We start from the raw sequence: 26,605 nt of genomic DNA, 5'->3' as shown, positions 1-26,605 counted from the left end.
ATGCAAAATATCAATAAGAAATATATCGTTATTCTCGTCCTTCTTGTATCTTCTGTTCTTTTCCTTGTCGGTTGCAGTGACATGATGGCAAAACTGGGAAATATCACGCTTCATGTTGTGCTTGAAGATACTCCCAAAGTGTCTGTAGCCACCTATAAAGTGGAAGGTACCCTAGCAAATAGCAATGAGACATTTGTCAGGGATGACGTGACTTCCTTGAATGTTGACCTTTCTTCCTTGAAACCTGGTAACTGGACCATCTCGGTCACTGCCTATGACGCAGACAAGAACCAGATAGGAATGGGGCACCAAGAAATTACCCTAAATGAAGGTGAGATACTGGAGACTTCCATATCGGTTACGTTCACTCTCTCTGCTCCAGACTCTGCATTGTTTTTCATTTATGCTCCTGAACGCTACGATAGTGCCATAGGCAAGGTGACTGGTACAACCGCAGAAATGGAATACAAGCTTACTTCTGCTGACGATGATGCCTATGTTGCCTGTAGTGAAGGGGAGACTCTTCTGGCTCCCGGGAATTATATGATCAGGTACGCGGCACAGCATAGTTTTGATGCCAATGGAACCTTGTCGATAACAATTCCTGCTTACCAATCCATTCAGTTGACCATCGGAACTCCAACAGGTCTTACAAAAGAATATGACGGAACTACTACTGCTTTCATTACATCTGGTACGTTAATTGGAATTCAAGGAACCGATACCGTATCGGTGAGTGCCTCAGCCAGCTATGATTCTGCGACAGCCGGAACTGATAAAATCATTACTGTAATTTATACTCTCAGCGGTGTTGATAAGGACAATTACCTGAAGCCTGTCGATGGAACCATAACAGGAGTCATCGAAAAGAAGCAGCTCACGGTCTCGGGAACGACAATTACGCCTTCCAAGGTGTATGACGGTTCACCTACTGCAACAGTTACCTCCGACGGAACCTTTAATGGCATGATCACAGGTCATACCGTGACAGTCACTGCATCTGCAAACTACAACGATAAATCTGCAGGAACCGGAAAGCCAATTACTGTCAGTTACACACTTAATGGAACTGATGCATCAAATTATCTGAAACCAGTGGACAATTCGACCTTCACAGGTACTATTACCACGAAATCCCTGTCTGTTTCAGGTACGGAATTGGCAACGTCCAAGCCGTATGATGGTTCAAATACCGCAACGGTAACCTCCAATGGAACCTTGAATGGCCTAATCACAGGTGATACCGTAACAGTGGCTGCAACTGCGACCTATGCTGACAAAACGATTGGGACCGCCAAATCCATCAACGTACAGTATACGCTTGGAGGGCTCGATGCGGCAAACTATGGAACGCCTGGGAACAATACCTCCTTTACTGCGGCAATTGATAGAAAGCAACTTACGGTCACCGGTTCAGCCCTGACTGAAAGCAAAGGATATGATGGCAATGCAACGGCAACTATATCCGCCGGGAGTCTTTCGGGAAAGGTCTCAACCGAGGATGTCTCGGTCAGTGCAACAGCAACCTATGACAACAAGTCCGTAGGAACTGGGAAGACCATCACTGTAAGTTATACGCTCAACGGAGCTGATAAAGACAACTATCTAAAGCCTGTCGATACAACAATAAGGACAGGAATCATCGAAAAGAAACAGCTCACTGTCTCGGGAACAGCCATTACTCCTTCCAAGGAGTATGATAGTTCAACAACCGCAACAGTTACCTCCGATGGAACCTTGAATGGCGTAGTCACAGGTGAAACCGTGACAGTGGCTGCAACAGCAACCTATGACAACAAGTCCGTAGGAACCGGGAAGACCATCGCTGTAAGTTATACGCTCAGCGGTGTTGATAAGGACAATTACCTGAAGCCTGTCGATGGAACCATAACAGGAGTCATCGAAAAGAAGCAGCTCACGGTCTCGGGAACGACAATTACGCCTTCCAAGGTGTATGACGGTTCAACTACTATTGCGGTCACCTCCAATGGAACCTTGAATGGCATAATCACAGGTGAAAGTGTTGCGCTGAGCGGAGTTCTTGCAACCTACAGTTCATCTACTGCAGGAGAAAATAAAGCCGTTACTGTCAGCTATACTTTGAGTGGCAATGATTCCGGTAACTATATTATCAACAATGATGAAAGTAAAACCGCAACGATTACCAAAAAGGCCCTAGTTGCGACGGTAGAGGACTCCTCCAAGACCTATGGCGAGGCTAATCCTACGTTCACCGTTTCGGTGAATGGCTTTGTGAATAACGAGAGTGCTTCCACTGCAAGTGGCTATGGCGCTCCAATTGCTTCTTCCACGGCTACAAGCGCTACTGGCGTTGGCTCCTATGCTATCACCATAACGGGCGGTAGTGCCGATAACTACAGTTTCAATGTCAATGACACGGGAATCTTGACGATTGGAAAGAAGACTCTTACCGTTACGGCGACAGCTGCAGGCAAGGTCTACGATGGGACATCCGGTACCACTGGAAGCCTGGCTCTGGCAGGGGTCATCGGTTCGGATAGTGTAAGTGCAACAGGCACCTATGCTTTCACCGACGCAAATGCCGGCAACTCGAAGACAGTCAACGTTTCTGGAATAACGCTTGCTGGTGCACAGGCCTCCAACTATTCCCTTTCATCTACAACTGCTACGACTACCGCAACAATTACCAAGGCGACCATGACAGGGAGTGTGTCGATTTCAGGAACCGCAAAGTACGGTGAGGTCTTGACAGCAGTGCCAAATCTGACCAACGCGGGGACGCCGACTTACCAATGGAAACGTGGCGGAGTTGCGATTAGCGGTGCAACCGGCACAACCTATACCTTGGTTACCGCTGACATCGGGTCGGCTATAACGGTAACCGCGACAGCAGATGGAGTGAATTTCACAGGCTCAATTACCAGTTCATCAACTGCAACAGTAGTAAAAACTGCTGGACCAGCAGCTCTTAGTGATAATATCTCGGCATATTATCCTACGTCATTGTCTGATCAAGACATAATAAACTTGGTGTCCTTTACGGCAAATACCACGGGACTTGAAGCAGCCGTAGCTCTTTCAGGAACTACGTATGGCGCATATGCTGACTTGCCCGTAGATAGTAGGGGAAGGGCAAAAATCAATTTGTCATCAGATGCTTCGGCGAATACAAAGGTCAAGATCAGGGTAAAAGAGACTCCGACTGCGTATGCAGGATCTGACAAGCTACTTTCGGTAACTAGCCAAGCTCTTGCCGTTGGTGATTACTATCAGGGAGGACTTGTTGGTTACTTTTTCACCTCTTCAAATACTGGATACGTAAATGGACAGCTTCATGGTTTGTTGGTTGCTGAAGTAGATTTGAATTCTTCCCATGGAATTAAATGGTCTGATGACATGACTACTACAATAGGTACGGGGACAGCAATAGGAACTGGATCAACAAATACTACTAAGATAATTAGTTCCCTTGGTGCCTCAGCTTCATCCTATGCCGCAGGTATAGCTCGTGCGTATGATGGAGGAGGGTATTCCGACTGGTTCCTGCCTTCATGGGATGAACTGAAAAAATTGAGAGATAGTAGGAATACACTTGGTACTTTCAATGATGGATCCGTTTATTGGTGTTCTTCTGAATCTACTCAGTCAGGGTATTCAGCAGCTAAAAATGCCCATGGAGTAACGTTTGCTTCTTATGATCCTAATTGGGTTTATTCTAAGGATTACACGATGTTATCCCGCGCAGTGAGAAATTTCTAGTTCCTCCCTATCTGGTTGGCTTTTATAGGTTGATTGGAAATGAAAAAGCTATCCCATTATTGGAAATCGCGAAATATTCGTAGGTTGTTCAAGACATGTGGATAGCTTTTTCTTACCTACCTGAAGGACTTGGATAAAGAAGAAATATAAGTATATAGGTTCAACAACAGGTACCTATAAGCTATCCTGATTCCATTGTACCGGATGAAAACAGACAGGGATTTTAACCCCGTTTATTGCTTATTTCATACGAGATTACAATGGAGGTAGCATGAACACCTATATTGCCTTGTTCAGGGCACTCAATGTCGGAGGAAAAAATATCTTACCCATGAAAGAGCTTGAAAAATTTTTTCGTACCTTGGGATATGAAAATGTCCGGACCTATATGCAGAGTGGCAACGTAGTATTTGAAAGTGACAAAGTGGTCAATGAGAAAGAGATTGTTGGGATGAGCCGGCGAATCTATGAAAAAATTGGATTTGAACCTGCTATATACGTTCTCGACCAAAGGCAACTGGAAGACGCTATCTTGCAAAATCCGTTTCCGATCAACTCAGGCAAAGAGTTGCATTTCTTTTTCCTGCAGTCACCTCCAAAGGAACCGGATATCGAGCGGTTGTCATTTATTAAAATTGAATCGGAGGAGTTCAAGCTCACAGACAAGGTATTCTATCTGTATGCGCCAAAAGGAATCGGTCGTTCCAGACTTGCTTACTCTGTTGAAAAAGCCTTAGGTGTCACGACAACCGCCAGAAACTGGAATACCGTCAAAAAACTCTCTGAAATGGTAAAAAAGGCATAACAGGTTCCTAAATGACCTGATATGCCTTGTAATGTTTAAACCTTTACGTTCCTTATTCCTTGAGCAGCCCCTTTGCAAGGTCATTTGCCATAGTTTCCAGATCCATATTGAATCTTCTATGGGCGGCTTGTTTTCTCATGACCCTGGAGAGACTGTCAGGGGCCTGCAACTCATCAATCCAGCGATCGGGAATTGCCTCTACTCCGTAGAATGCTCCGGCAAGAGAACCATAGATTGCTGCATTGGTGCAGGCAGATCCTCCCTTCATCACAATGTGCTGCATACCTTCTTCAAAGGAAGACGATCCTAAAAGCGTCTTGAGTGCAATTTGCAAGCAAAGGAGAACAGAATCCTTGTCCTTGCCATCACAGGAGATTGCATTAGTCTTGACAGCCCCTTTCAGGACATTTTGGATACGCTCATCGAAATGATATTTCATGGCGCAGACCTTCAGGTATCCTATAAGTTCCTCTCCACCTGTTTCCTCACTAATAATTTTTGCAAGGGCAAGGGCAAGGAGTTTGCTGCTGTCAATGCAGACTTGGCTCTGGTGGGTGATCATACATTCTGATTCTGTCATTTCCATCAGGTTTTTCAAGGGCAGATCGATTCCATATATCGCAACAGGAACGATTCGGGATAAGACCCCATTTGCCTCTGTTTTTGAAAGAGGGGCAGTCTCGATTGCTGTCTTTAGGGAAGGCTTAGTCAAGGAAGGTTCTTCTTGCAACCATTTACGATAGGTAGCCTTTATATGGTCAGCATCGAAACGGCTGTTCAGAAGAATGCTTTGCGCAACCAGGATTGCCAGTTCACTTACATCGGATATTTCTCCGCAATCGCCAAAAATACGATCCTTTGTATACATTTCCCCGATTCCCTGGGGGAAATCTGTAAGAAGGTCGGCTTCGAGCAAACCTTCAGCCTGCGTTCCCAGGGCATCACCGACAAACAAGCCCAGCAAGGCTCCCTTAACTCTATCCAATTCTTCCATGTACAAAATCTCCTAGGTCACTGACCAGTGAGTACCATACGGTAAATTTAGAAAAATAACGAGTACTTGGTACCGTACTAACGAGAAATATTCATTTCTTGCAGAACCTTTTTCAGATCCCCGGGAATATCTATATGTTGGGGGCACAGTGGTATGCATCTGCCACATTCCGTGCAAGAAGCAGGTCTTTTGGATTGGCTTTCCTTATCTTCCCAGTTGCGTTTTACCCCTTCATAGTTCTGGAACATCCTATAGGTATTCCAGATGGAAAAATTGCCGGGAATATCGACTCCAAAAGGACAAGGCATGCAATATTTGCATCCTGTACAACCATTTCCGACTCTGCTTTTCATGGTATCGCGAATGGAAGCCAGGGTTTTGTATTCGTCTTCCCTTAAGGGCTCATAGGGGGAAAAAGTCGTGATATTATCCTCAAGTTGTTCCATTGTAGACATCCCGCTGAGTATTACCTTTACATTCGAATGCCCAGCCACCCATCGCAAGGCAAAGGAGGAGGCAGATGCCTTCTGGTCCAAGGCTTTGAGCTGCGAGTCTAGGTCAGGGGGCAAGGAGGCCAGGGAACCTCCCTTTACCGGCTCCATGACAATTACCGGGATACCTCTATTTCTGGCAAGCTCATATCCTCGTTCCCCCGCCTGTTCCTCAGTATCCATATAATTAAATTGAAGCTGGCAAAAATCCCAATCTTTATAGGCAAGGATTTTTTCAAAGTCCTCATAGGTAGAATGAAAGGAGAAGCCAAAATATTTGATTTTTCCCTGAGTTTTCATTTCTTCAAGGTAGTCGACCACTCCCAGTGATACCATCTTGTCAAAGGCTTCACCATTCATGGCATGAAGCAGATAAAAATCCAGATACTCTGTTTGCAGACGGGAACATTGTTCGGCAAAGATGCGTTTTGCATCTTCCAAGCTATGAATCAACCAATGAGGCAGCTTTGTAGCCAGGTAAAATGAACTCCTTTCATATTGCTTCAAAACTTTCCCCACAAACGGCTCGCTTGCCCCGCTGTGATACGGATAGGCAGTATCGATATAGTTCACTCCGGAGGACAAGGCCCTGGCAATCATTTTTTTTGACAGAGGTTCATCAATCTTTCCCTCTTCGGTCAAAGGAAAGCGCATTGCCCCAAATCCCAACAAGGAGGTATTGATCCCCAGTTTTTCAAATGTACGTTTTTCCATAGTATCCTCCTGGTCAACAACGAAAGGAATGTGGTATTTTCTTCTCGTTTTATAATTCTGTTCATAGCATACCATAGTATTCCCGGTTAGTGGCAAGTCCCCTTATCCCAGAGAGAAGAAGGAGATCTTGATTTGTCCCTAGGTCAAATTTTTAATATTTTCTTACAGGAATTCTGAAAACAGGAAGAAAACAATACCAGTTCCAAGAACCCAAAACTGCAATAAGGGATTCCAGATTTTTGAATCTGTTTTCTATAAAGATTTTGTGATTTCCTCTTTCGCAGGATTTCTTGCTCTGCTATAGTTATGACATGAAATTATCAGAAAGATTTATGAATGCATTGTTTCGTGCCCTCTTCAGGATGTTTTTTCGTATAAATCTAAAGGCACTGGAAAAGATTCCTAAAAAAGGTCCTTATTTGATGATGGTCAATCATACTTCTGCCTTGGATGGTCCCATGCTGTATGTATTTTTGCAGCCCATGAAATTGGTTGCCTTGGCAAAAAAACAACTTTGGGAAAAAAAATTCACTGGTTATGTTATGAATTCTTGGCATAGCATCCCTGTTGACCGCGAAAATATGGGACGGGAAACCATGGAAGCGTGTTTTTCCATCCTTGACCATGGAGATACCCTTGCCATGGCCCCTGAAGGGACGAGAAGCCCTGATGGAAACCTCCAGCAGGGGAAGGCTGGAATTGCCTATATAGCCCATAAGAAGCAAGTACCCATGGTACCTGTGGCGGTATATGGATTTAACGATCCTTCCTACAAGAAAAGACTTTTCAGGCGCAGACCGATAACCATTGCAGTAGGGAAGCCCTTTGAAATTATCCAGAAGGGTGGTCGGCTCGATGCTGCCATGCGCCAAGAAGTAATTGACGAAATCATGTTGAGATTGGCTGAGCTCATGCCCAAGGAAAAAAGGGGATTCTATAAGGATCATCCCATAGAGTATAGGCTTACCCAAACCTTGGAAGAAGGTTTACCCTCCTGATTCATGGCTGAGAGGGATTGTCCATTATGCCCAGAAAGAGTGGAATTCCCTCCTTTACATCCATTATTCCGTACAAAAAAGGTCTGTCAAAGATAAGCGGCATGCTTATTATGGGCATGCATGTTGCTCTCATCATTACAGCGGTCACTGCTGCCGCTTCAGATCCTTTCTCATCAACGCGTATGAAGGTTTTATGAAGGATTTCGTCAAGTACGATGTCCTTTGTTTTATTCTCGGTCATTAGGGAAAAATCTGCCAACTGGGAATTGAAGGCAATGGACATTCCCATGCCTTTCAAGGCACCAGATAAGCTATCTTTATACCTTGCTTCGAATTTTGGGATACTGAGAGCTATCTGCTTATGAGCACTTTCTCTCATCATGGAGTCAAGTAAAGCACTTAGCGGTGAATCAGATTGTCTTTCCAGCCATTGTCGTACGGAAAAGGGGGAATCGGGCAGTAATGCGAAGAAGGCAAAACGTTCATTTTCATAGGGAAGTACCACTGCTTGGCTGTCGGCAACCTTGCTATAGAGAAATGTCCCGTTGCGGTACATGAAAGGAGTTTTTATTTCTCCCTTTTGTGCAAAGAATGTCTCATCATAGGTACTTGACCTTTCGAAGGGCGTACTCCAGTCAGCCTTGAAATAAATTGCGTTGATCAAATACATGACTGCTCCGGGGTCAAGAGAATCAAGGATGGAGTCGATTGCGCCCTTGGTCGAATCATTCACCCAGTTATTGATAATATCCACTGACTGAGCCTTGGAGAAATCGAGGGATTCCACAGATGCCCTGAAAAAGTCTTTATTACTTTGTAAAAATTGCTTGCCTACTTTAAGATTCTTTTGCAACCAGAGGCTGTTTGCAATGTTCAGCGTTATCGAATTGTCGAGAGCTTCTATTGAATCCAGATAGGATTTGCTTTTTTCGTTGAGTGCTTGCAGAGGATACTCGCTATTGGTAAGAACCTTGAGCATGGTCTCTTTTGTTTGTCCCTCAGCTCCATTTGCTGTCATGCCCAGGGCAAGGAAAACAGAGATGGGTGAAACCATGATATTTCCTGTCTTTTTACTTGAGGAAAGGAAAAGTGAATCAGAGAATTGGTTGACGGAATCTTTGAAATAAGACTCGGAAATCTGCATAGGTCTCTCAGTGATGGAAGAAACCTTGGGATTTTCTGTAGCTTTGTACCCGTTTCCCAAAAGAAGAGACCCCACTGACAAAAAGCAGAGTAGTAGCAAGTATCGTTTCATCTATTTTTTGTCTCCTTTCTTTGCAGTATGGCTTTGAATTATTCTCGTGTAAAGTCAAATGGGAAAACAGTATTTGCAAGTCAGGAATGGTTGGCCAGGTTAGGATTTGCTATTGCATAAATTCACTTGGTAAAATAACTTTCTGAGATCTTTCTGCTTTAATTGCATTCATTTACTGCATGTTTATTATATCTTCACAAAACTCACACGGTAAACAAATACTCTTTCAAAGAAATCTCCGGTACTCAAAAGTTGCTATCCTCATATAACTGAGATAGTCTACTGATAGAGAACAAATGGAGTTTCAATTCTGAAGGGGAAAAAGATGAAACAGAAAAAACTAGGCAAGGCTAGGGTACAGTCCTGGAGAAAATGGATCCAAATCGGGTTTTTTGTCTTGGTGGCCTTTATTGCCACCATGAATGGATTGGCAGAGATAGGTATTACATTGCCCGCTTTTCTCGGAGGTGCCTCACTGCATGCCATTTGTCCTTTTGGTGGTGTAGTATCGTTCTGGAATCTCGCAACCTTGGGAACTCTGGTAAAAAAGGTCCATGACTCTTCTGTCGTTCTTGCTGTTTTGGGACTTTTCCTGGCTCTTCTGTTTGGACCTGTTATCTGTGGATGGATTTGTCCTTTCGGAACCTTTCAGGAATGGATTGGAAAAATTGGTCGCAAAATCTTCAAGAAACGATATAACCATTTTGTTCCTACCAAGTTGGATAAAATATTGCGGTATGCCCGCTATCTGGTTCTTGCCTGGGTTTCCTATATGACAGTCATAACTGGAAAACTTATTTTTCAGGATGTAGATCCTTACTATGCCTTATTCAACTTCTGGAGAAGTGAAGTTGCTATCTCCGGTTTTGTCATCCTTGGCATCGTAATGGTGCTGTCCTTGTTTGTCGAACGTCCGTTCTGTAAATACGCCTGTCCGTACGGTGCTTTCCAGGGGTTGTTCAATTTCTTCAGGATTTTCAAGATCAAGCGGAATGAAACAACCTGTATCTCTTGCAATGCCTGTTCTCGATCTTGTCCCATGAATATCGATGTTGCCCATGGTTCTGTTGTTCATGACCATCAGTGTATCTCTTGTATGCAATGTACCAGCGAAACTGCCTGTCCCGTACAAAACACTGTTGAGTTTGTTCCCTTGAAAGCAAAGAAATCCATGCACTTGCGAACCCTAGGAATTACTGCAAGCCTTATCTTGCTTGGTGGCATCGGCTTTTCCATGCTGCTGGGGTTGTGGAATGTTGAGTCCTCCAAACAACCTGCCTTGATCAAGGAAGGTGAATTTGCAGGGCTTCCCAGTCCTTCGGATATACGAGGCTCCTATAGTTGGGCGGATGTATCGAAGGCGTTTGATATTCCTGTCCAAGATGTAACTCAAGCATTCGGTGCAACTTCAAGCGAAGAGAAGGTAAATTCCCTGGAAGCTCTTTATTTGGGAAAACTTCCTGAAGGGGTCGAGATCGGTACCGATTCGGTCAGGTTGTTTGTTTCCCTCTATACTGGGTTGCCTCATACAATAGAGGACGGAACCATTTTGCCAACTTCTGCAATTTCCTTGCTGGAAGCAAGGGGAAAAACCACTGCTCCTGATTTTGCCTCGATAGCAAGCAATGCCGTATCGATTTCGCAAGATACACCTTTGCAGCCAATTCTTTCTTCTGATGCAACCGTTCCTTCCATTCCTTCTGGTTCTACCGTTTCCATTACCGGGAAAACTACCTTCAAGGAACTGCTTGACGCAGGATATGCACTACAGGAAATAGAAGCTATTGTGGGCAAGGTAACGAATCTTGACATGGCGATCAAGGATTTTGTATCAGAGCAAGGCACGGAATTCTCGGAAGTCAAGGCAAAATTGGCTGAACTCCTTCCGCAGTAATGACAAATTTTTGTCGCCTGACGAAAAAAAGTCAGTAGTACCTGAGTAGCTGAGAAACCCCCAAGTTCATTTGAATTTGAGGGTTTCTTCTGTTATATTGGGCTGGAATGATTATCGAGGATTTCTGTTTGCTGAGGTTTTCCTGAATAACGACAAACCTCCAAATCCACTGATAATGGCAATATAGAATCCAAAATCGTACCACCAACCGGTGTTGTAGGAATCATAGAGTCTTACATCAGGTCTGAAGATTGAGATGATAAGGGAGAAGGGCGCAATCCAACCATGCCAGACGCCCATTAAAAAACCTGCCGGTTTTAGGTCTTGCTGGGCAAGGGTTCCTGGAAGGCAGGAAGTCAAGACCACCATTACCAGGATGAGAAATAAGAACATAGCCAATATCTTTATTTGTTTTGTGTGAAACATGTATACCTCCAAGGTAGTAATTTCAGCATAACGTTTAAAAGCTATCCTTTACAAGGAACTCAACAATATAGTTTACTATATGAAGTATTGGATTTGTAGTGCATACATGCTAGAACCTAATACAGAAAAGTTAACGTAGTTTCTTGATTGATCAAAAGACAAGGATAATGAACATGAATATGAATATTTTAATTCTCTATTTCAGTGGTACGGGCAATACGCGATTCATTGCAAAAAGACTCTTTGAGGCCTTGAAGGAAGAGCATCATGAGGTAACTCTCGCTTCAATGGAAGATAATCCTGCTGAAACCTATACGGGGTATGATCTCTATTGCTTGGGCTTCCCTGTATACGCCTGTACCATGCCTGAAAATTTTTCGGCATATTGTCAGAAACTAGCCTTGCCCACGACCAAGAAAGTTGTTTTTTTCTCAACGCTTGGCTTCTATGGCGGAAATGGAATGAGAACGATATCCAAACAATTTATCAAAAGGGGAATGCAACCTTTATATGCAGCCGAAATTCGAATGCCAGGTTCTGATGGGCTGGTTTTCATGAAAAAGCAATCAAAATATGTCAGGAATCTACAACAACGGGATTTCTTTCATGACAAGGATATTGAAAAGGCAATTGATTCGATGGTGGAGAGTATATCCAATGAAAAAGTTCCCACCCTGTCCCAGATAGCTCCCTTGCATCTCGGGGGTGTGGTCGTGGGCGGTTTGATGCATGTATCGTTTGGGTTGGTTACAAACTGGTATAAAAAGAAATTCCGGGCAAACGATGCCTGCATTGGATGTCATCTGTGTGAGAAGAACTGTCCCGTCTCGAATATCAAGGTAGAAGGCAAGACGGTACATTTTTCCGATACTTGCATCATTTGCATGCGCTGTATCAATAATTGTCCTGCAGAAGCTATACAAATCGGGAAGCTGACGCTTGGAACCTTCAGATGGAAAGGACCTGAAAAAAATGGAGCTTCAGTATAAAAAACTTTTATGAATATTCCTTTCGGGTTTTTCTCAGTCTTGCAACCTTCAACTCAATTGCATGGAATAGTAGGGTCAAGGCAAGTCCGACCAGACTACCCAGGATTACGGAAAATATTCTCTCAAGGGAGACAATCCAACTTGCAGTTTCATACTCCTGGATATATACGATTACCAAGGCAGCCAGGGCACTCCTTGTTGCCGTTGAGTAATTCAGTATACTGCAGACCAGAATGGTTGCAATAACCCCAAGGCAGAGTGTAAAAAGCTGGGGAAAAGGAATGAAGAAGCATAAGAGTCCTACTATTCCCCCTGTAAGGTTTGCCTTAATCCTGTTCAAGGGTAACTTGATGGAATTATCCCAATCGGGAGCAAGGACCAAGAGGAGGGAGATTATGGACCAATAGAGATGGTATTCAGGAATTGCCTTGTAGAAGGCATAGCATATACAGGTGCCAATGATACTTTTGAGCAGATATAGGGCATATACTGCATTGCCTGTTTCTTTCTTGATTCGGCTCCAGATAGAGGAGTTTTTTACTGCTTTTTCCATAGCCCTATCCATACCTGTTTATATAAAAAGAAACAAGTGGTTTATGTATGCTAGTGATGGTATTTACAGAAGTGGTAATTTTTCTTTTCTCCCAGAGATAACTGTCGTACAATACTATGACGTTTTTTTCTGAAAGGAGTTGTTATGAAGTTCAACTATACGTTTATCAGTATGCTGATTTTACTGTTAATTGGTTCCCTGGGATTTGCTGCGGATGCAAATGTTTCAGAATTGGTTGTCTCTCCTGATTGGTCGATTGCTTGGCAGTTTGTCGACAACAATATTGAATTCACGCTCATGGCACCTACCACCGGCTGGGTGTCCATCGGGTTCAATCCAACGAAGATGATGAAAGACGCCGAATATGTTCTGGGGTATGTCCAGGATGGAAAACTTGTGGTCAGACAAGACTATGGAACCGGACTTTTTTCCCATAAACCGGTAGTGGATCTTGGTCGAAACCAGGAAATCACGGAAATTTCCGGTACCCAGGATAACTCGGTTACCACTCTGGTCTTTCGTCTGCCTTTGCATTGGGGCAAGGATTCTGGCATAGAATTTACAAAGGGTCAGTCCTTCAAGGTTCTCTTGGCATATGGAAAGGATGGCTCTAGGAATTTCACTGCCAAGCATAGCAAAAAGAAGGTGGTGACAGTGACGTTGTAGGAAAACATGCATTCAAGGCAGGATAAAAGTACCTAGGAGGGTGGAATCAACACTCAGGGTACTTTTATGTACTGCATAACGTGTTATGGAAATAACGGATGTAGATGCATCGAAAGAACAGATATACCATCGGGGTAAAGTAGTTTCAACCAAGGATGTTCTGCCATTGAAGGCTCCGGCAACAAATTCCGAGAGAGTGTCGGTGAACCTATAGGTTATATCCCCTTGATGATGATGTCCGCTTATATAGAGACCTACGGAGTATTGGTTCATTATTCTCAGTATTTCTTCACGTTCCTGGGTATCTGGCAAGCAATAATAGAGAAGCGTTGGTTTCCCATACAGTGGCATATGGGTCAGAAAAATTTTAGGTTGGCCATCCTTTGCAAGTGCCCTCTCCAATTTTTCTCGTTGGGTTATACCCAACGTCCTGCAGGAAGTGTCAAGTAGGTAAAAAGAAACTCCATGGTAGGAAAAAGCCTGAAAAAGCGGTTCCTGGACATAGGTGTCCCAGTAGTTGTTGCTCTCTTCCTTTGAGCGAATGTCATGGTTGCCCTTTATTGAGTGAGTCTCTATTCCATAGGTTTTCAGTTTTGCAAGGAATTGTGAATATTGGGAGAATTCAATTTCCCTTGAGTCCTCGGTAACATCCCCAAGGGAGAGCATAAGGTCGAGATGCCTGGCATCTTGCCCTGCTGTAGTCTCTTGATAGGTTTGCAGCCAGGAAAAAAAAGTATCTTGGGCATACCAAACACCTGTATCCTGCCGAGTGAAGTGTTGGTCGGTCATCAAAAGGAAGGAACATGAGGCAAGCATTTCCGTTGAAGCCTGCAGTTCAAAGGTATTGGTTTTCAAAGTGGCTTCAGAATTTTCAAGTAGGGAGAACGAGGGTAGGTCGCAGGCCGTACATAAAACAAGCGATAGTATTGTCAGGGGGAAAAAATATTTATTCATAAAAGTTCCTCCAATCGGTGCAAGAGAAATGATTCCTTTTCTTTGTCATACCAGATGACAGCCAAGGTTAGCTGTCTCATGGTAATTACCGTGGATTCCGACGGTAGATCCGAGAGGTGAACCAAGGGTCGAAGATTCAGGAGAATATTGTCTGATATCCTGACTGATAGGGAACCTCCATAAAAATAGGAAAGTTGACTTTTATAAAGGGTAAGTGTATTGGAACCAATGAAAACTGAGCAAAAAATACGATTTCGGAAAGCTTGGGTGATGCTTACATGAAGATAGGGGGAAACTCCCCATAGGGGAAGTTCATGATACTCTGACCAGCTATTGATTGCCTGTACTCCTGTACCTGCACAAATTTGCGTCCAATTGTGCAGGGCAGTGCTTTGGATGGCAAGGGTATACGATTCTGACAAGGCAAGAGAACCATTGGATGAACCATGCTGGAAATAGTTGATTTGTGTTCCAACCCAAGAAGATATTCTTTGTTCCGGCTTTCCTTGCAGAAAAAAGAATGCGAAAGTCGCATTAGTTTCTGGCTTTTGATGTCTGAGACTTCCTTCCCACAGCCATTGTCCATGATTTGATGCATACGTAATTTGGAAACCTGTATCATTTGTACTAGTTGTACTTTGATTGAAAAAGATTTCTCCTGAAATAGCTAGAGGCCTTTGGTTATAAAAAGGAATTGCCGTAGCAAACAATAGGCACCCTTGCAAGAGCATGAGGCTTGGAAGGATCAGCTTCTTCATATTCATGACTGTACTTTTGGTAGAAAAAAATAGCAACGGTTCAACTATCCCATCAGATCTGTTATTGAAGGAGTGGTCATGCTTTCATCATGTTTGACTCTTCGTGCAATAATGCTTAATAATTATAATTAACTAATTACAATGCAGAAAATTACGATACCTTTACGTTGCTATCTCCTGATGATATACTATAAGGATGCTTATAAAAATGCGTAAAAATATGAGGAATAGGTGAATACCGTTCTTCTTATCGACGATTTGCCAACCGATTGTATTCTGATTGCCAATATGCTCAAGTCTTACACCATTCAAATTGCAAAAAATGGTATTGATGCCTTGTATCTGATGACTCTACCGAATTCGATTGATATCGTTCTCCTTGATCTTCCTATGCACCTGCTTGATGGTTTTGGGATTTTGAAAACGTTACGGGAATGGCAAAATGAAATTCCTGTCATTATTCTTTCCAATGCAGATGACGTTGAAAAAGAAATACAAGGTCTTGAATTGGGAGCCGTGGATTATATCCGAAAACCTTTGAATCCTTTTGCCTTGAATAAACGGATTGAGATTCAATTGAGATTGAAACAATCTACCCAGCAAGTGAGGCAGTACAATAAATTCCTTGAGGAAACTGTACGCTTGCGTACGCTCGAAATCAAGGAAACCAACGAGATTACAATAAATGCCCTTGTGAGACTTTTGGAAATCAGGAATATAGAATCGAGCAATCATGCTTTGCGAACTAAGGCAATGATGCAGATACTCTGTAATAAATTGGCCTCGCTTAATATTTCAGGCTATCGCCTAGGCCGACAACAGGTTTATGACATGATCCATGCAGCCCCTTTGCACGATATTGGAAAAATAGGAGTGCCTGATAGTGTCCTGCTCAAACCAGGAAAATTGAATCCTTCAGAATTTGAAATCATGAAGCAACATGTAGTTTTTGGTATAGAAGCCCTGGAATTCGGGACAAGTGAAAAAAGGGATAAACACAGTTTCATCGAAACTGCCAAGGAGCTGATAGGGTCTCATCATGAATGGTTCAATGGCAGCGGGTATCCCCTGGGTCTGAAAGGAACTAGAATTCCACTTTCCGGTCGTCTGATGGCAATTATTGACGTTTATGATGCCTTGACAAGCAAGCGGGTATACAAAGAAGCACTTAGCCATGAAGAAGCAATGAGTGTTTTGGAATATGAACGGATTGCCCATTTTGATCCTGTCGTCTATACAACGTTCCTGACTGTCCAAGACCAAATACAGGATATGTTGCGTGAGACGGCAACCTTGGCGAGTTGACGTAATTTGAGTTGCTTTTCGTAGGTCTGAAGGCAACAATCTTACTTCTTTTCTTGAAAATTGAGCAAAGCAGGTGAAAATAAAAACCTGGATGCCGTATTCAGGCTCCAGGTAGTGGATGTATTGGTTTTTAAAAAGGAATCTACTTCAGGTCAAAAATACAAGCATCATCTTATTTTTCTTGTTTCAGTGCTTCCAGATAATTTTTTATTTCCTTCGAACAATTGTTGTCTTGTAAACGAAGGATTCCCATTTCACGCAGTGCATTTTCGGCAGAATCTGAGGCATGCGCAGCATTTACCTGGATATTGGTCCCGAAATCACGTCTGATCGTGCCCGCAGGGGCTTTCGTAGGATCCGTTGGTCCCAGGATATCACGAATTTTCTTGACTGCATCAACGCCTTCATAGATCAACACCATGCATTTTACCAGACCAGGTTTGTCAAGATCTTCCGGTAGACAGGCACTTGGGCGAATCCCCGACATAAAATCAACGATTCGTTCAAATTGCTCATTCGCATAGTTTGCGCCAAAGCTAGTTGTAAGTACTGTTTCGATATCTTCATTCAATATTATATTGAATTCACTTTCAAGCAATTCCTTTGCCTGGAGTCCATAGATCGGAGCAAGTTTGTTTTTGAGGTTTTCCTTGACGGGGCCATAGAATTCAAGCGCCTGGGCTACGGACATCCTCAAGACCTTGATACCTACTATACGCAAACCGGTTCTGGAAAACATATCGATGATCATACCTGGACGAGATGAAGCGTACTTCCAGTTGTCAGGTTTTATTATTGCAAGGGTGCGCTCAGTTCCCTGTTGTTCTGTGCCTGCCATTTTTTCAATGATGTTGGCCTGTGTCGAAAGCCAGCTGGAAATCAATTCGAAGGTAGCATCAGCTTCTTTTTGGGTCTGGGCAGTAAGAACCCCTGGTTCAAAATAGGAAACATGATCACTAGTTTCGCTATCGAATAGCAAATCGGCATAGGTGTCACGGATTGATTCTCCTGTGAGCATTCCTGGCCTTGAGTTTTCTCCCTGAAATTTCCCACAAACTTCAGAAAGTTGCTTGCAAGGGTTTTTGCCCTGAAATACAAGAAGCAGGGACCTGTGGCGAATCTTGTCAGAAGGTCCAAGATTCTTTTCTACATAATCGGCCAATAAAGAAGAAGACTTGAAGCCTTCACTTTTTTCTCTTTTCCTGATTAACTGTGCATAGGCAGATACGATTTCCGTATCCATGGCAATCATTTGGGCCCCGACCAACTCAAGATCTATACGAGAAAGTAAACGCGAGAGAACTCCACCTGTGCGACTTTTTGCAACAGTATAGGGAGTGATCAATACATAAGACAAGCAATGTTCCATCAAAATGCTCCTTGTGAGTATGTCCATGACTTAATCGTACAAGGGGCTATCAGTTTTGTCTATCGAGAAGACGAGAAAAAATATTACTTTATTTCGATTTGGCTGGAAGCCTTTGCATATGAATTTACCCCATGATTTTCTTTACTGGTTACGAAACAGTCACGTATTATCGACTATCAGCTCAATAATAAGGGTAAAACATAGAGAACGAGAATTACTTGTCTGTTGCGCAAATTATATCCGCAACAAGGAATACCTCTCGAAAAGCTTGCTATGTTCCGAGGGAACTCTTTACAAAGCTCTTTTGCCTATCTATGCTAATTAAGTAGAGACTCAGAACGAGGTTTTCCAAATGCCGTGTAGATTGCAATAGGAATACACATCGCCATGGTCTTTGTCAGTAAAGACAGCTGTCGGTGGTCCATTGGTCTTGATATCGCTTCTTCTCACCGTTTGCTTGGTTACAAATACGATGAATCCAATATAGTGATCCTCGGATTGAGGATGCATCTTTGACCCGATGGTTACATACAGGAGTCCATCCTTATGGCGGAGCTCCGGAAGATGATAGGCCTGTCCCTCTCCTGATTCCTGAATTTTCATCAGTTCCATGGGATGATCACAACAAGTCAGGCTATGCCCGCCATTTTCTATGAGCTCGACAACACTGTTGCAAATGGGGCAGTGATAGAAGTATATTTTTCTTGCCATGGAGCCTCCTTTTTAAACGTACTCTTGTTACGTGAAAGAGGAAAGCCATATTAACAGTTTTTTAACATTTTCTTGATGCCTTACTCGCAATTTGAATGCATGCTCGCAGACAAGGAGAACTAAAAATTATTATGAAAAAGACAATGATTATTCTCGTAATGTTAGCAATCGCTATTTCCCCAATGTTTGCTAATGGGTCAAGCGAAGCAAAACCTGTTGAGGAATATACTTTTGGTGGATCGTCCACCGTAGCTCCCGTGGCAGAGGCCGCCATCGAACAATACCAGAAAGAGAATGCAGGTGTAAAACTCAGCTATGAGACTCTTGGATCTTCTGTTGGTATCAAACAGCTTCAGGAAGGAACCTTGAGCCTCGCAGGTTCTTCCCGTGAATTGAAGAGTTCTGAATTGGCTGCTGGCTTGATTCCCCACACCATTGCCCTTGATGCCCTGAGTGTAGCAATCAACTCTTCTGTTGGAATCGCCAACCTGACAATCCAGCAACTCTCCGCTATTTTTTCCGGTGAAATAACCAACTGGAAGGAAGTCGGTGGAAAAGATGCCTCGATTGTGTTGATCGTTCGTGACGAAAGTAGCGGTACCTATGGATCTTTCAAGGAAATTGTCCTTGACTCCCAGAAGAAAACCCCAAGCAAGAATGCAATTGTGGCCCGGGAAAATGGTGAACTTGCAGCAAAGATTGCTTCCACAACCAATTCCATCGGATATATCGGAATGGCATTCAATCATCTGGTAACAGAAAAAGGTGGAACGATTCTCTCCATCGATGGAGTAAATCCTTCCGAAGCCAATGTCAAGAATGGTACCTATCCTATCCGACGCGAACTATATGTAGTGACAAAGGGTGACTTTGTAGCTGGCAGTGTCCAGAAGAGCTTCTTTGACTTCCTGCTTTCCAAGAAGGGACAGGCTATCGTAAGTGAAGTTGGATTCGTAAGCCTCTAAGATCATGGGAAAAAGAAAAACCATAGATCAGGCTTCGACTTTGGTCATTACAGCCAGTGCACTGGTTTGCTCTGTAGCCGTATTGCTTCTGGGAGGGTTCATACTCTTCCAGGGGCTTCCAATGTTTTCAAAGGTTCCTTTAGTACAATTTCTGTTTTCGACTAACTGGAGTCCGACTGCCGATACGCCAAGTTTCGGTATCCTGACTTTCTTATTCAACACTTCTATAGTGACGCTCCTTGCCCTTATATTTTCCCTTCCCATTGCCATGTCAACCTCAATCTATTTAGCCTTGTTTGCAAAGGGAAAAAGTGCCCGTCTTATGCGAAGTGCAATCGAATTGTTGGCTTCCATTCCTTCCATAATCTATGGATTGGTGGGAATGGTTGTCATCGTTCCCCTTATCCGCTTATTTTTTGGTGGAAATGGGTATAGCCTCCTGGCCTGTGCAATCGTTCTTTCTGTAATGATTCTTCCTACGATTATCAGCGTAAGTGAAGTTTCGATTCGAAATGTTCCGGAGGACCTGAAATGGGCTTCCATAGCAATGGGAGCTACCTCCTGGCAGACGATCAAGGGTGTAGTCCTTCCTGCAAGTCGTTCTGGAATTGTCACTGCCTTGGTCATGGGAGTGGGAAGGGCGGTCGGGGAGACGACGGCAGTATTGCTGGTAGGCGGAAATTCTCCGTTGTTTCCAAAGAATCTGGCGGATATGGGGCGGACGTTGACTATGAATATCGTAACTGATATGAGTTATGCGGCAGGGACCCATTTACAATCTCTCTTTGCCACGGCCATACTTCTGTTTGTCTGTGTCCTGGGCCTCAATGTCCTAGTCATGAAATTGGGAAAGGATAAGAATGATGCCAGATAAACGGGTACGAGCCAATACCATCGCCTTGACTACTATAAAGATCCTTGCATTTTCCACATTGTTTATTTTGGTGTTTCTCATAGGTTATTTAACCTTCAGGGGATTGGTGAAGGAAGATGTTTCAATCAGTCCCTATAGTGAAACGAAAAATCAGGCAATCGCGATTTATAGCGGTGACTCCAATATAAAGCGTCTGACCTGGGATCAGGCAAGAACCATCTTGGATGGTCGACTTTTCTCCATGCGGACAATCAGTGGATATGATGATGATATCCTGCTTTATGTAGATAAAGCTGCATTGCCTATGCTCTCTTCCATTTTTTCTCTTTCAGAAGAGTCTATTTCTGAATCTGCAAAAATCGTAACAGCTGCTGATGCAAATCTCAAACATCCGAAGGGAAGTCTCTATCTTACACTTGCCTCTTCTGCAAAACCCAGTCACTTCAGCAAGGTGTCACTCTTGACCACCGTAATCGCAGTGAATGAAAAAGTGACTGCGCTTGTGGCCAACAAGAAGGTTGGCATCATAGATTTCGAGAATTTGAAAGAGCTGGAAGACGGGACAATCGTAAACTGGTCTTCCCTCAATGGAGCTAATCTCACCGTGCAGCGATGTACCAGTCTTGATGAAGTGAGCCAGACGGATGGAGGATATTTCATAACTACGGCGGACAAGGTATACGGCTTGAAAGGTGTCGACCTCCTGAGTATCCGAAGTACTCACCTGACAAATAACCTGACGCTTCGGTTCATGTCCACACCTGCAATCCAGGGAGGGAAATATGGAGGAATAGGTTCTATTATCGTAAATACCTTTTTTATGATCATTCTCTCCATTGTTTTTTCTGCCCCGGTAGGATTGGGAGCTGCAATTTATCTCAGTCTCTATGCACATAAGGGAAAGTTACTTTTTCTTATTCAAAGTGGAATAGACTTATTGGCCAGTGTCCCTTCCATTATCTTTGGTCTATTTGGATTGTTGGTTTTTGTCCAGACTTTTGGCTGGAGTTTCAGCTTGATCAGTGGTAGCCTGACCATTGCCCTGATGATTTGCCCCACAATAATACGAACCAGTCAAGAAGCAATCAAAAGCGTGGACAAGAGTTTATTCGATGGTTCCATCGCTCTTGGAGCAACAAAGATCGAAACAATATTGAAAATCAGTATTCCCAATGCAAGGGAAGGAATTATAGGTGGAATCATTCTGGCGATAGGAAGGGCTGCAGGTGAAACCGCAGCACTTATCTATACCATCGGAAGTGGGACGGAAGTAGCGAAAGGGTTGCTCAGTCCTGCACGATCACTGGCAATGCACATCTATCTTACCGTAAGTGAGGGAAGAGGCTTGGACGGAGCTTTCGCCGCATCCTTGGTATTGATGGTAATTGTACTGTTGACCAATCGTATTGCTCGCTTGTTTTCCAAGAAGGAGATGCAATGAGTTTGTTTGAAGTGGAGAACCTTGACTTGTTCTATGGTCAGACCCAGGCTCTCAAGGAAGTAAATCTGAAGATAGAGGAGCGGGCCATTACCGCTTTTATTGGCCCTTCTGGTTGTGGTAAATCCACATTTCTTCGGGTTCTCAATAGAATGAATGATCTTATCGGAAATGTCACCACAACCGGTACCGTCCTTTTCGGGGGCAAAAATCTGTATACAGAGTATGAACCTATGGAACTTAGGCGAAGAGTGGGGATGGTATTCCAGAAACCAAACCCTTTTCCGATGAGTATTTTTGACAATGTTGCCTATGGTCCACGTTTATTCAAACGCTATAACAAATCGGACATATCTGACTTGGTGGAACAAAGCCTGAGACAAAGTGCTTTGTGGGATGATGTAAAGGATCGGCTGCATAAGAGCGCCATGAGTCTCTCTGGTGGTCAGCAACAGCGTCTTTGTCTGGCCAGAACCCTGGCTACAGGTCCTGAGGTTGTCTTGATGGATGAACCTACCAGTGCACTTGATCCGATTTCTACTGCACGAATCGAAGAATTGATGGTAAGCTTGAAAGAGCAATATACAATCGTGGTTGTGACGCATAATATGCAGCAAGCTTCCCGAGTCAGTGATGATGTGGCGTTTTTCTTGGTGGATGAACAAAGGTGCGGATTTCTCGTTGAATACGGAAACACAAAGGATGTGTTTTTCAACCCAAGGGACAAACGGACGGAAGATTATATTAGCGGAAAATTCGGTTGATAGGGGAAAATGATATGAAGACAACGCAGTTGGAAGAAAAATTGCATTATTATCATGAGTTGCTTGTACAGATGCTCAATGAAGTGGAAGGGGCCATCTTTTTGGCTGTAGAAGCTACCCGAAAACGAGATGGAGCCCTTGCCAATCAGATCATTGCCCATGATCAGGCTATAAATACGTTGCGCGATAACGCAGAGCATGATGGAATCATGTTATTGGTCACGGAACGCCCCTATGCCCATTTCCTGCGTCAGACGATTTCTGATTTAAAGATAGCGGGAGAAATAGAGCGAATGGGTGACTATGCTTCCCATCTTGCCAAGGTAGGAAGTTCCCTGCCCCATAGCAAGGAAGTTGATTTCATCGTATCGCTTATTTGTGAAATGGCGCTTTCAGGGGCAAAGATGGCACGCAGTGTTGCTGATGCCATGGATAGCCAGACTTCAGATCCTGTAAAACTGGTTGCCAAGATGGATGATACCATCGATGCCAAGCGGGATATGATCAACAAGCTTTTATTTGACTACCAGAGTACTTCGGATGAAGAGAGGGTAGCCCTGTATAAATGTTTCTATCTGACCAAGGAAATGGAACGACTGGGAGATCATGCAACCAATATTTGTGAATGGATGGTGTTCACCATTGATAGTATTCGACCAAAATTGAACTAGGGTTTATCCTCAGGGGAATACATGCTATGGTACTGAGAACAGTACCATGGCATGGGAGGATGTGATGAACCTTACTTTGCAGGAGAAGCCCCCTTCTTTCCTGTATGAAACCCCTTTGTTGCACCAGAGTTCTTTCTGGTCGCAAGTGAAAAGGAACCAAGGATTCAAACCCTTGGCATATGATATAAAAGCCCGTTCAAGCGATATCCTGGGATTACCGGGGTCTTCGTTTATCTTGGATGATATACTTATCTTGCTCTCTCCCATCAGTTGTGAACATTCAATTGCCTATGTACCTTATGGACCAGTATTAAGTCCCTTGGAGTCACAAATGGGCTCCTTCCTGGAAGAGCTTTCAGAACAGTTGAGGGATAGGCTTCCTCGAAACTGCGTCTTGCTCCGATATGACTTGCCTTGGAAACGACCTTGGGAAGAGGAAAATTTGCAACGCATGTTGCAAGAACTCAGGCTTAATTGGGGAACCGAGAAAAAACTGCTTAGAAAGTCCTGTACCGATCAATTGCCGCCTGACACAATATTCATAGACATCGAGGGAAGTGAAAGCGATATTTTATCACGAATGCATCCAAAAACTCGTTACAACATTAGGCTTGCCCTAAAAAAAGGTGTTGTGGTCAGAAAAGGAACTTTTGAGGATTTGCCTTTATTTTACGAATTATATAAGGAGACCTGTGTCCGAAATTCGTTGAATTTGCATGATAGTTCCTACTTCAGTTCTTTTTTTGGTGTGCGTGGAAATGAAGCAGGTTTTTCCCTTTTTCTTGCGGAATTGGATGGAGTTCCTCTCTCAGCCATGTTCCTGACTCATTCGGCAAACAGGGCAACATATTTATTTGGGGCCTCTTCTTCAAGGAACAGAAATAGCATGAGCACCTATGCTTTGCAGTGGAATGCAATTCTACAGGCAAGAATTTGGGGTTGTACCCAATATGACATGTTTGGAATTGCACCTTCAGAGCAACAATCCCATCCGATGCATGGCCTCAATACTTTCAAGAAGGGGTTTGGAGGTACGATATTCCATCGAATGGGTTGTTGGGATTATTCGTTTGATGAAGAATTGACTAACGAACTTTTTGCTTATGAAATGGTGGAGCCAGGATATCATCGAACCTGAAAAAGTATTTTCACATTCCCGCCACAAATCATGCCCAGTGAGCCTGCCTTGGTATTGTCCAGCTCATAATGAACAATCTCCGCTTGTTTGATTTTGGACAAAAGCATCGTCCCTGCATGGCGTATAGCCATTGCTTCCACCATGCCACCACCCACGGTGCCAAAGGTTTTTCCGTCAGGAAACACTGCAATCTGGAACCCTACATCACAAGGTGCCGAACCTGTCTTTTCGATGACCCTGGCAAGAATATATCCCTCTTGCTGGGTTAGCTTTTGCAATAACCTAGGATCGATCCTGACTCCTGGTTCGTCCTTTCTATAGACACTGATTATCTCTGCCATGATGCTGATGGCTATTTCGCTTGCCGTCACTGCCCCGATGGCAAGTCCTATAGGCGCATGGACTGTAGACAGGATCTCCTCAGAAAATCCCATTGAGCGAAGGTTTTCAAAGGTAATCTTTACCTTGCTCTTGCTTCCTATCATCCCAATATAGGAATGGGGGAGGGTCAGGATTTTCTCAAGACATACCTGATCGAAACCATGTCCACGGGTGACAATTACATAATATGGCTTGATCCACGGTTGTGGAGTTTCCAAGGTCTCGATGAATGGGGCACAGTGAAGTTCTGCCTTGGGATAGAGCTCCTCATTACAGAATTCTTCCCGCTCGTCAAGGATGGAGACTTCCATTTCCATCAGCCTGGCAAGCTCATATAGTTCTTTGGCGACATGCCCTCCTCCGCAAAGTACTAGATGCACTTTAGTCCCGAGGTGTTCTTCCATTACTTGCATAGTATCCATAGAAACCGGCAATTCGGGTAGGGAGGCTATCATTTTTCCTTCTGAATATAATAATTCAGTTCCTGTATATTCTCCTGTGAGAATTGTCTTTCGTATCAAATCGCCTGACTGCAAAGCCTCAAGCATTTTTTGGTAATATTGTTTCATCTCCGATTATTCTCCTAATTCCTTCAATGCCCGTTTGCAAACTGCAACGGTTTCGTTTATTTCAGCAGTAAGGGTAAAATATCCAGGGCTAAAACGTACTGTTCCCCTTGGGAAGGTTTTCAAGGTTTTATGGGCGCTGGGAGCACACTGCAAGCCCACCCTGGTCTCGATGCCTGCCAATTCTTGTAGTTTATACGATACAATTGCATTGTCAAAGGCAGGAAAATCAATGCTGATTGCACTTGTCCTTCCCTCTATGGTAGGTAACCCCTTGAGTTTTGCCTGTGGACAGGAGAGAAAGAATTCAAGCAACTGCGAAGTTGCCTCCATTTCCCGGGCGATCAACTCATCTTTATGTTTTAAGAAATATTGCAAACTTGCGTGCAAACCAATGATACCCGGAAGATTCAGGGTTCCTGCCTCAAGTCTGTCAGGAAGATAGGGGGGAATCTCTTCGCTTTCGCTCATGCTGCCGGTTCCCCCTGTTACCAATGGATCGATTCGTCTTGCAAGATCCGGGGTAAGCAAGAGCCCCCCGATTCCCTGGGGGCCCAGCAAACCCTTATGGCCGGTGAAGGCAATGGCATCTATACCCATACCTTCCATGGAAAGGGGAATTACCGGACTTCCCTGGGCAGAATCCACGATACAAAGCAACCCAAGGTCCTTGCATAGCGAGGCAACCGTCTCTATTGGCATGACCGTTCCCGATACATTTGAGGCCAAGGTGATGATGATTGCCTTGGTATTCTTTTGTACCAGGGAGTGGATTGAGTCTATATTCAAGCGTCCCATAAGGTCACAGGGAATTCTCGAAAAAGGGATGCCGGTTTGCACGAGCGGCCGCATGACAGCATTGTGCTCCATGGAACTGACCAGGATATGGTCTTCCTTGGTGAATAGCCCCTTGATGACCATATTCAACGATTGGGTGACGTTTGTGGTAAATACCGTGCACTCAGGATGCGAAAAGCCAAAAAGAGATCCCAGCAATTCCCTGGTTTGATGGACAACCAAGGCTGTATCATAAGCACTTTCGTATCCACCCCTGGCAATATTGCTTGAACAGGTGGTGATATATTCACTCATTGTCGAAGCGACAGTGGGTGCCTTTGGCCAAGAGGTGGAAGCGTTATCCAAATAAATTCCATGCATGGGAATAGCCTACCATACAATTTTAAA

Annotated in this window: 24 protein-coding genes; 13 read left to right on the top strand and 11 right to left on the bottom strand. The window is 43.8% G+C overall.

Going from position 1 to position 26,605, the window contains the following annotated elements; genetic code table 11:
• Window positions 1-3,741: a YDG domain-containing protein gene (locus tag ACHZBG_RS14670; protein ID WP_320130212.1), complete on the top strand. Its 3,741-nt coding sequence runs from the start codon at window positions 1-3 to the stop codon at window positions 3,739-3,741.
• Window positions 3,742-4,012: 271 nt separating this feature from the next.
• Window positions 4,013-4,546: a DUF1697 domain-containing protein gene (locus tag ACHZBG_RS14665; RefSeq protein WP_320130211.1), complete on the top strand. Its 534-nt coding sequence runs from the start codon at window positions 4,013-4,015 to the stop codon at window positions 4,544-4,546.
• Window positions 4,547-4,598: 52 nt separating this feature from the next.
• Here the strand turns inward: ACHZBG_RS14665 and ACHZBG_RS14660 are convergent, their stop codons facing one another.
• Window positions 4,599-5,540, bottom strand: coding sequence for an ADP-ribosylglycohydrolase family protein (locus ACHZBG_RS14660; protein ID WP_320130210.1), 942 nt, complete (start codon window positions 5,538-5,540; stop codon window positions 4,599-4,601).
• A gap of 77 nt (window positions 5,541-5,617) precedes the next feature.
• The gene (locus tag ACHZBG_RS14655; RefSeq protein ID WP_320130209.1) at window positions 5,618-6,745 is read right to left on the bottom strand and encodes an aldo/keto reductase; all 1,128 of its coding nucleotides are present in this window, start codon (window positions 6,743-6,745) and stop codon (window positions 5,618-5,620) included.
• 332 nt (window positions 6,746-7,077) lie between these two features.
• Between ACHZBG_RS14655 and ACHZBG_RS14650 the strand changes: the two genes are divergently transcribed.
• Window positions 7,078-7,743: a lysophospholipid acyltransferase family protein gene (locus ACHZBG_RS14650; RefSeq protein ID WP_320130208.1), complete on the top strand. Its 666-nt coding sequence runs from the start codon at window positions 7,078-7,080 to the stop codon at window positions 7,741-7,743.
• A gap of 1 nt (window position 7,744) precedes the next feature.
• Here ACHZBG_RS14650 and ACHZBG_RS14645 read toward each other — a convergent pair whose 3' ends face one another.
• Window positions 7,745-8,998, bottom strand: coding sequence for a serpin family protein (locus tag ACHZBG_RS14645; RefSeq protein ID WP_320130207.1), 1,254 nt, complete (start codon window positions 8,996-8,998; stop codon window positions 7,745-7,747).
• Window positions 8,999-9,323: 325 nt separating this feature from the next.
• Here ACHZBG_RS14645 and ACHZBG_RS14640 point away from each other — a divergent pair, with 325 nt between their 5' ends.
• Entirely contained in the window at window positions 9,324-10,892 is a 1,569-nt protein-coding gene (locus ACHZBG_RS14640; RefSeq protein ID WP_320130206.1) for a 4Fe-4S binding protein, read from the top strand.
• Window positions 10,893-11,003: 111 nt separating this feature from the next.
• Here ACHZBG_RS14640 and ACHZBG_RS14635 read toward each other — a convergent pair whose 3' ends face one another.
• The gene (locus ACHZBG_RS14635; RefSeq protein ID WP_320130205.1) at window positions 11,004-11,318 is read right to left on the bottom strand and encodes a hypothetical protein; all 315 of its coding nucleotides are present in this window, start codon (window positions 11,316-11,318) and stop codon (window positions 11,004-11,006) included.
• A gap of 179 nt (window positions 11,319-11,497) precedes the next feature.
• On the opposite strand from ACHZBG_RS14635, the gene ACHZBG_RS14630 reads away from it, so the two are divergent.
• Complete coding sequence (locus tag ACHZBG_RS14630; protein WP_320130204.1) at window positions 11,498-12,307, top strand: EFR1 family ferrodoxin; 810 nt, start codon at window positions 11,498-11,500, stop codon at window positions 12,305-12,307.
• A 7-nt stretch (window positions 12,308-12,314) separates the two neighbouring features.
• On the opposite strand, the gene ACHZBG_RS14625 is transcribed toward ACHZBG_RS14630, so the two are convergent.
• Window positions 12,315-12,860, bottom strand: a complete 546-nt coding sequence (locus tag ACHZBG_RS14625) for an FUSC family protein (RefSeq protein ID WP_320130203.1) — start codon at window positions 12,858-12,860, stop codon at window positions 12,315-12,317.
• 144 nt (window positions 12,861-13,004) lie between these two features.
• On the opposite strand from ACHZBG_RS14625, the gene ACHZBG_RS14620 reads away from it, so the two are divergent.
• Complete coding sequence (locus tag ACHZBG_RS14620; protein WP_320130202.1) at window positions 13,005-13,526, top strand: DOMON domain-containing protein; 522 nt, start codon at window positions 13,005-13,007, stop codon at window positions 13,524-13,526.
• Between the two features lie 12 nt (window positions 13,527-13,538).
• Here the strand turns inward: ACHZBG_RS14620 and ACHZBG_RS14615 are convergent, their stop codons facing one another.
• A complete protein-coding gene (locus ACHZBG_RS14615; RefSeq protein WP_320130201.1) occupies window positions 13,539-14,480 on the bottom strand; it encodes a metallophosphoesterase in 942 nt (313 codons plus the stop codon).
• Window positions 14,477-15,238, bottom strand: coding sequence for a hypothetical protein (locus ACHZBG_RS14610; RefSeq protein ID WP_320130200.1), 762 nt, complete (start codon window positions 15,236-15,238; stop codon window positions 14,477-14,479). Before ACHZBG_RS14610 ends, ACHZBG_RS14615 begins: the two co-directional genes overlap by 4 nt.
• A gap of 231 nt (window positions 15,239-15,469) precedes the next feature.
• Between ACHZBG_RS14610 and ACHZBG_RS14605 the strand changes: the two genes are divergently transcribed.
• Window positions 15,470-16,543, top strand: coding sequence for an HD domain-containing phosphohydrolase (locus ACHZBG_RS14605; RefSeq protein WP_320130199.1), 1,074 nt, complete (start codon window positions 15,470-15,472; stop codon window positions 16,541-16,543).
• Window positions 16,544-16,715: 172 nt separating this feature from the next.
• On the opposite strand, the gene ACHZBG_RS14600 is transcribed toward ACHZBG_RS14605, so the two are convergent.
• On the bottom strand, window positions 16,716-17,912 hold the full coding sequence (locus tag ACHZBG_RS14600) for a nucleoside-diphosphate kinase (RefSeq protein ID WP_320130198.1): 1,197 nt from the start codon (window positions 17,910-17,912) through the stop codon (window positions 16,716-16,718).
• A 333-nt stretch (window positions 17,913-18,245) separates the two neighbouring features.
• On the bottom strand, window positions 18,246-18,623 hold the full coding sequence (locus ACHZBG_RS14595; RefSeq protein ID WP_320130197.1) for a desulfoferrodoxin family protein: 378 nt from the start codon (window positions 18,621-18,623) through the stop codon (window positions 18,246-18,248).
• 131 nt (window positions 18,624-18,754) lie between these two features.
• On the opposite strand from ACHZBG_RS14595, the gene ACHZBG_RS14590 reads away from it, so the two are divergent.
• The 6 genes from ACHZBG_RS14590 to ACHZBG_RS14565 all read left to right on the top strand — a co-directional run bounded on the left by ACHZBG_RS14590 (window position 18,755) and on the right by ACHZBG_RS14565 (window position 24,473).
• Window positions 18,755-19,588, top strand: coding sequence for a phosphate ABC transporter substrate-binding protein (locus ACHZBG_RS14590; protein ID WP_320130196.1), 834 nt, complete (start codon window positions 18,755-18,757; stop codon window positions 19,586-19,588).
• A 4-nt stretch (window positions 19,589-19,592) separates the two neighbouring features.
• The gene (pstC, locus tag ACHZBG_RS14585) at window positions 19,593-20,462 is read left to right on the top strand and encodes a phosphate ABC transporter permease subunit PstC (protein WP_320130195.1); all 870 of its coding nucleotides are present in this window, start codon (window positions 19,593-19,595) and stop codon (window positions 20,460-20,462) included.
• A complete protein-coding gene (pstA, locus tag ACHZBG_RS14580; protein WP_320130194.1) occupies window positions 20,449-21,903 on the top strand; it encodes a phosphate ABC transporter permease PstA in 1,455 nt (484 codons plus the stop codon). The genes pstC and pstA overlap by 14 nt, the downstream gene beginning before the upstream one ends.
• Window positions 21,900-22,664 carry a phosphate ABC transporter ATP-binding protein PstB gene (pstB, locus tag ACHZBG_RS14575; protein WP_320130193.1) on the top strand — a complete coding sequence of 255 codons (765 nt, stop codon included), beginning with the start codon at window positions 21,900-21,902 and terminating at the stop codon, window positions 22,662-22,664. The genes pstA and pstB overlap by 4 nt, the downstream gene beginning before the upstream one ends.
• Window positions 22,665-22,678: 14 nt before the next feature.
• Entirely contained in the window at window positions 22,679-23,335 is a 657-nt protein-coding gene (gene phoU, locus ACHZBG_RS14570; RefSeq protein WP_320130192.1) for a phosphate signaling complex protein PhoU, read from the top strand.
• Between the two features lie 64 nt (window positions 23,336-23,399).
• The gene (locus ACHZBG_RS14565) at window positions 23,400-24,473 is read left to right on the top strand and encodes a peptidoglycan bridge formation glycyltransferase FemA/FemB family protein (RefSeq protein ID WP_320130191.1); all 1,074 of its coding nucleotides are present in this window, start codon (window positions 23,400-23,402) and stop codon (window positions 24,471-24,473) included.
• Here the strand turns inward: ACHZBG_RS14565 and ACHZBG_RS14560 are convergent.
• Complete coding sequence (locus ACHZBG_RS14560; protein WP_320130190.1) at window positions 24,461-25,423, bottom strand: XdhC/CoxI family protein; 963 nt, start codon at window positions 25,421-25,423, stop codon at window positions 24,461-24,463. The two genes, ACHZBG_RS14565 and ACHZBG_RS14560, sit on opposite strands and share 13 nt — an antisense overlap.
• 6 nt (window positions 25,424-25,429) lie before the next feature.
• The gene (locus ACHZBG_RS14555) at window positions 25,430-26,578 is read right to left on the bottom strand and encodes an aminotransferase class V-fold PLP-dependent enzyme (RefSeq protein ID WP_320130189.1); all 1,149 of its coding nucleotides are present in this window, start codon (window positions 26,576-26,578) and stop codon (window positions 25,430-25,432) included.
• Between the last annotated feature and the right edge of the window lie 27 nt (window positions 26,579-26,605).

The organism is uncultured Sphaerochaeta sp. (genome assembly GCF_963676625.2).
In the GTDB taxonomy this organism is placed as follows: Bacteria; Spirochaetota; Spirochaetia; order Sphaerochaetales; family Sphaerochaetaceae; genus Sphaerochaeta.
Note: the sequence above shows the minus strand (reverse complement) of the source record. Positions and strands in the feature narration are given on the sequence as shown.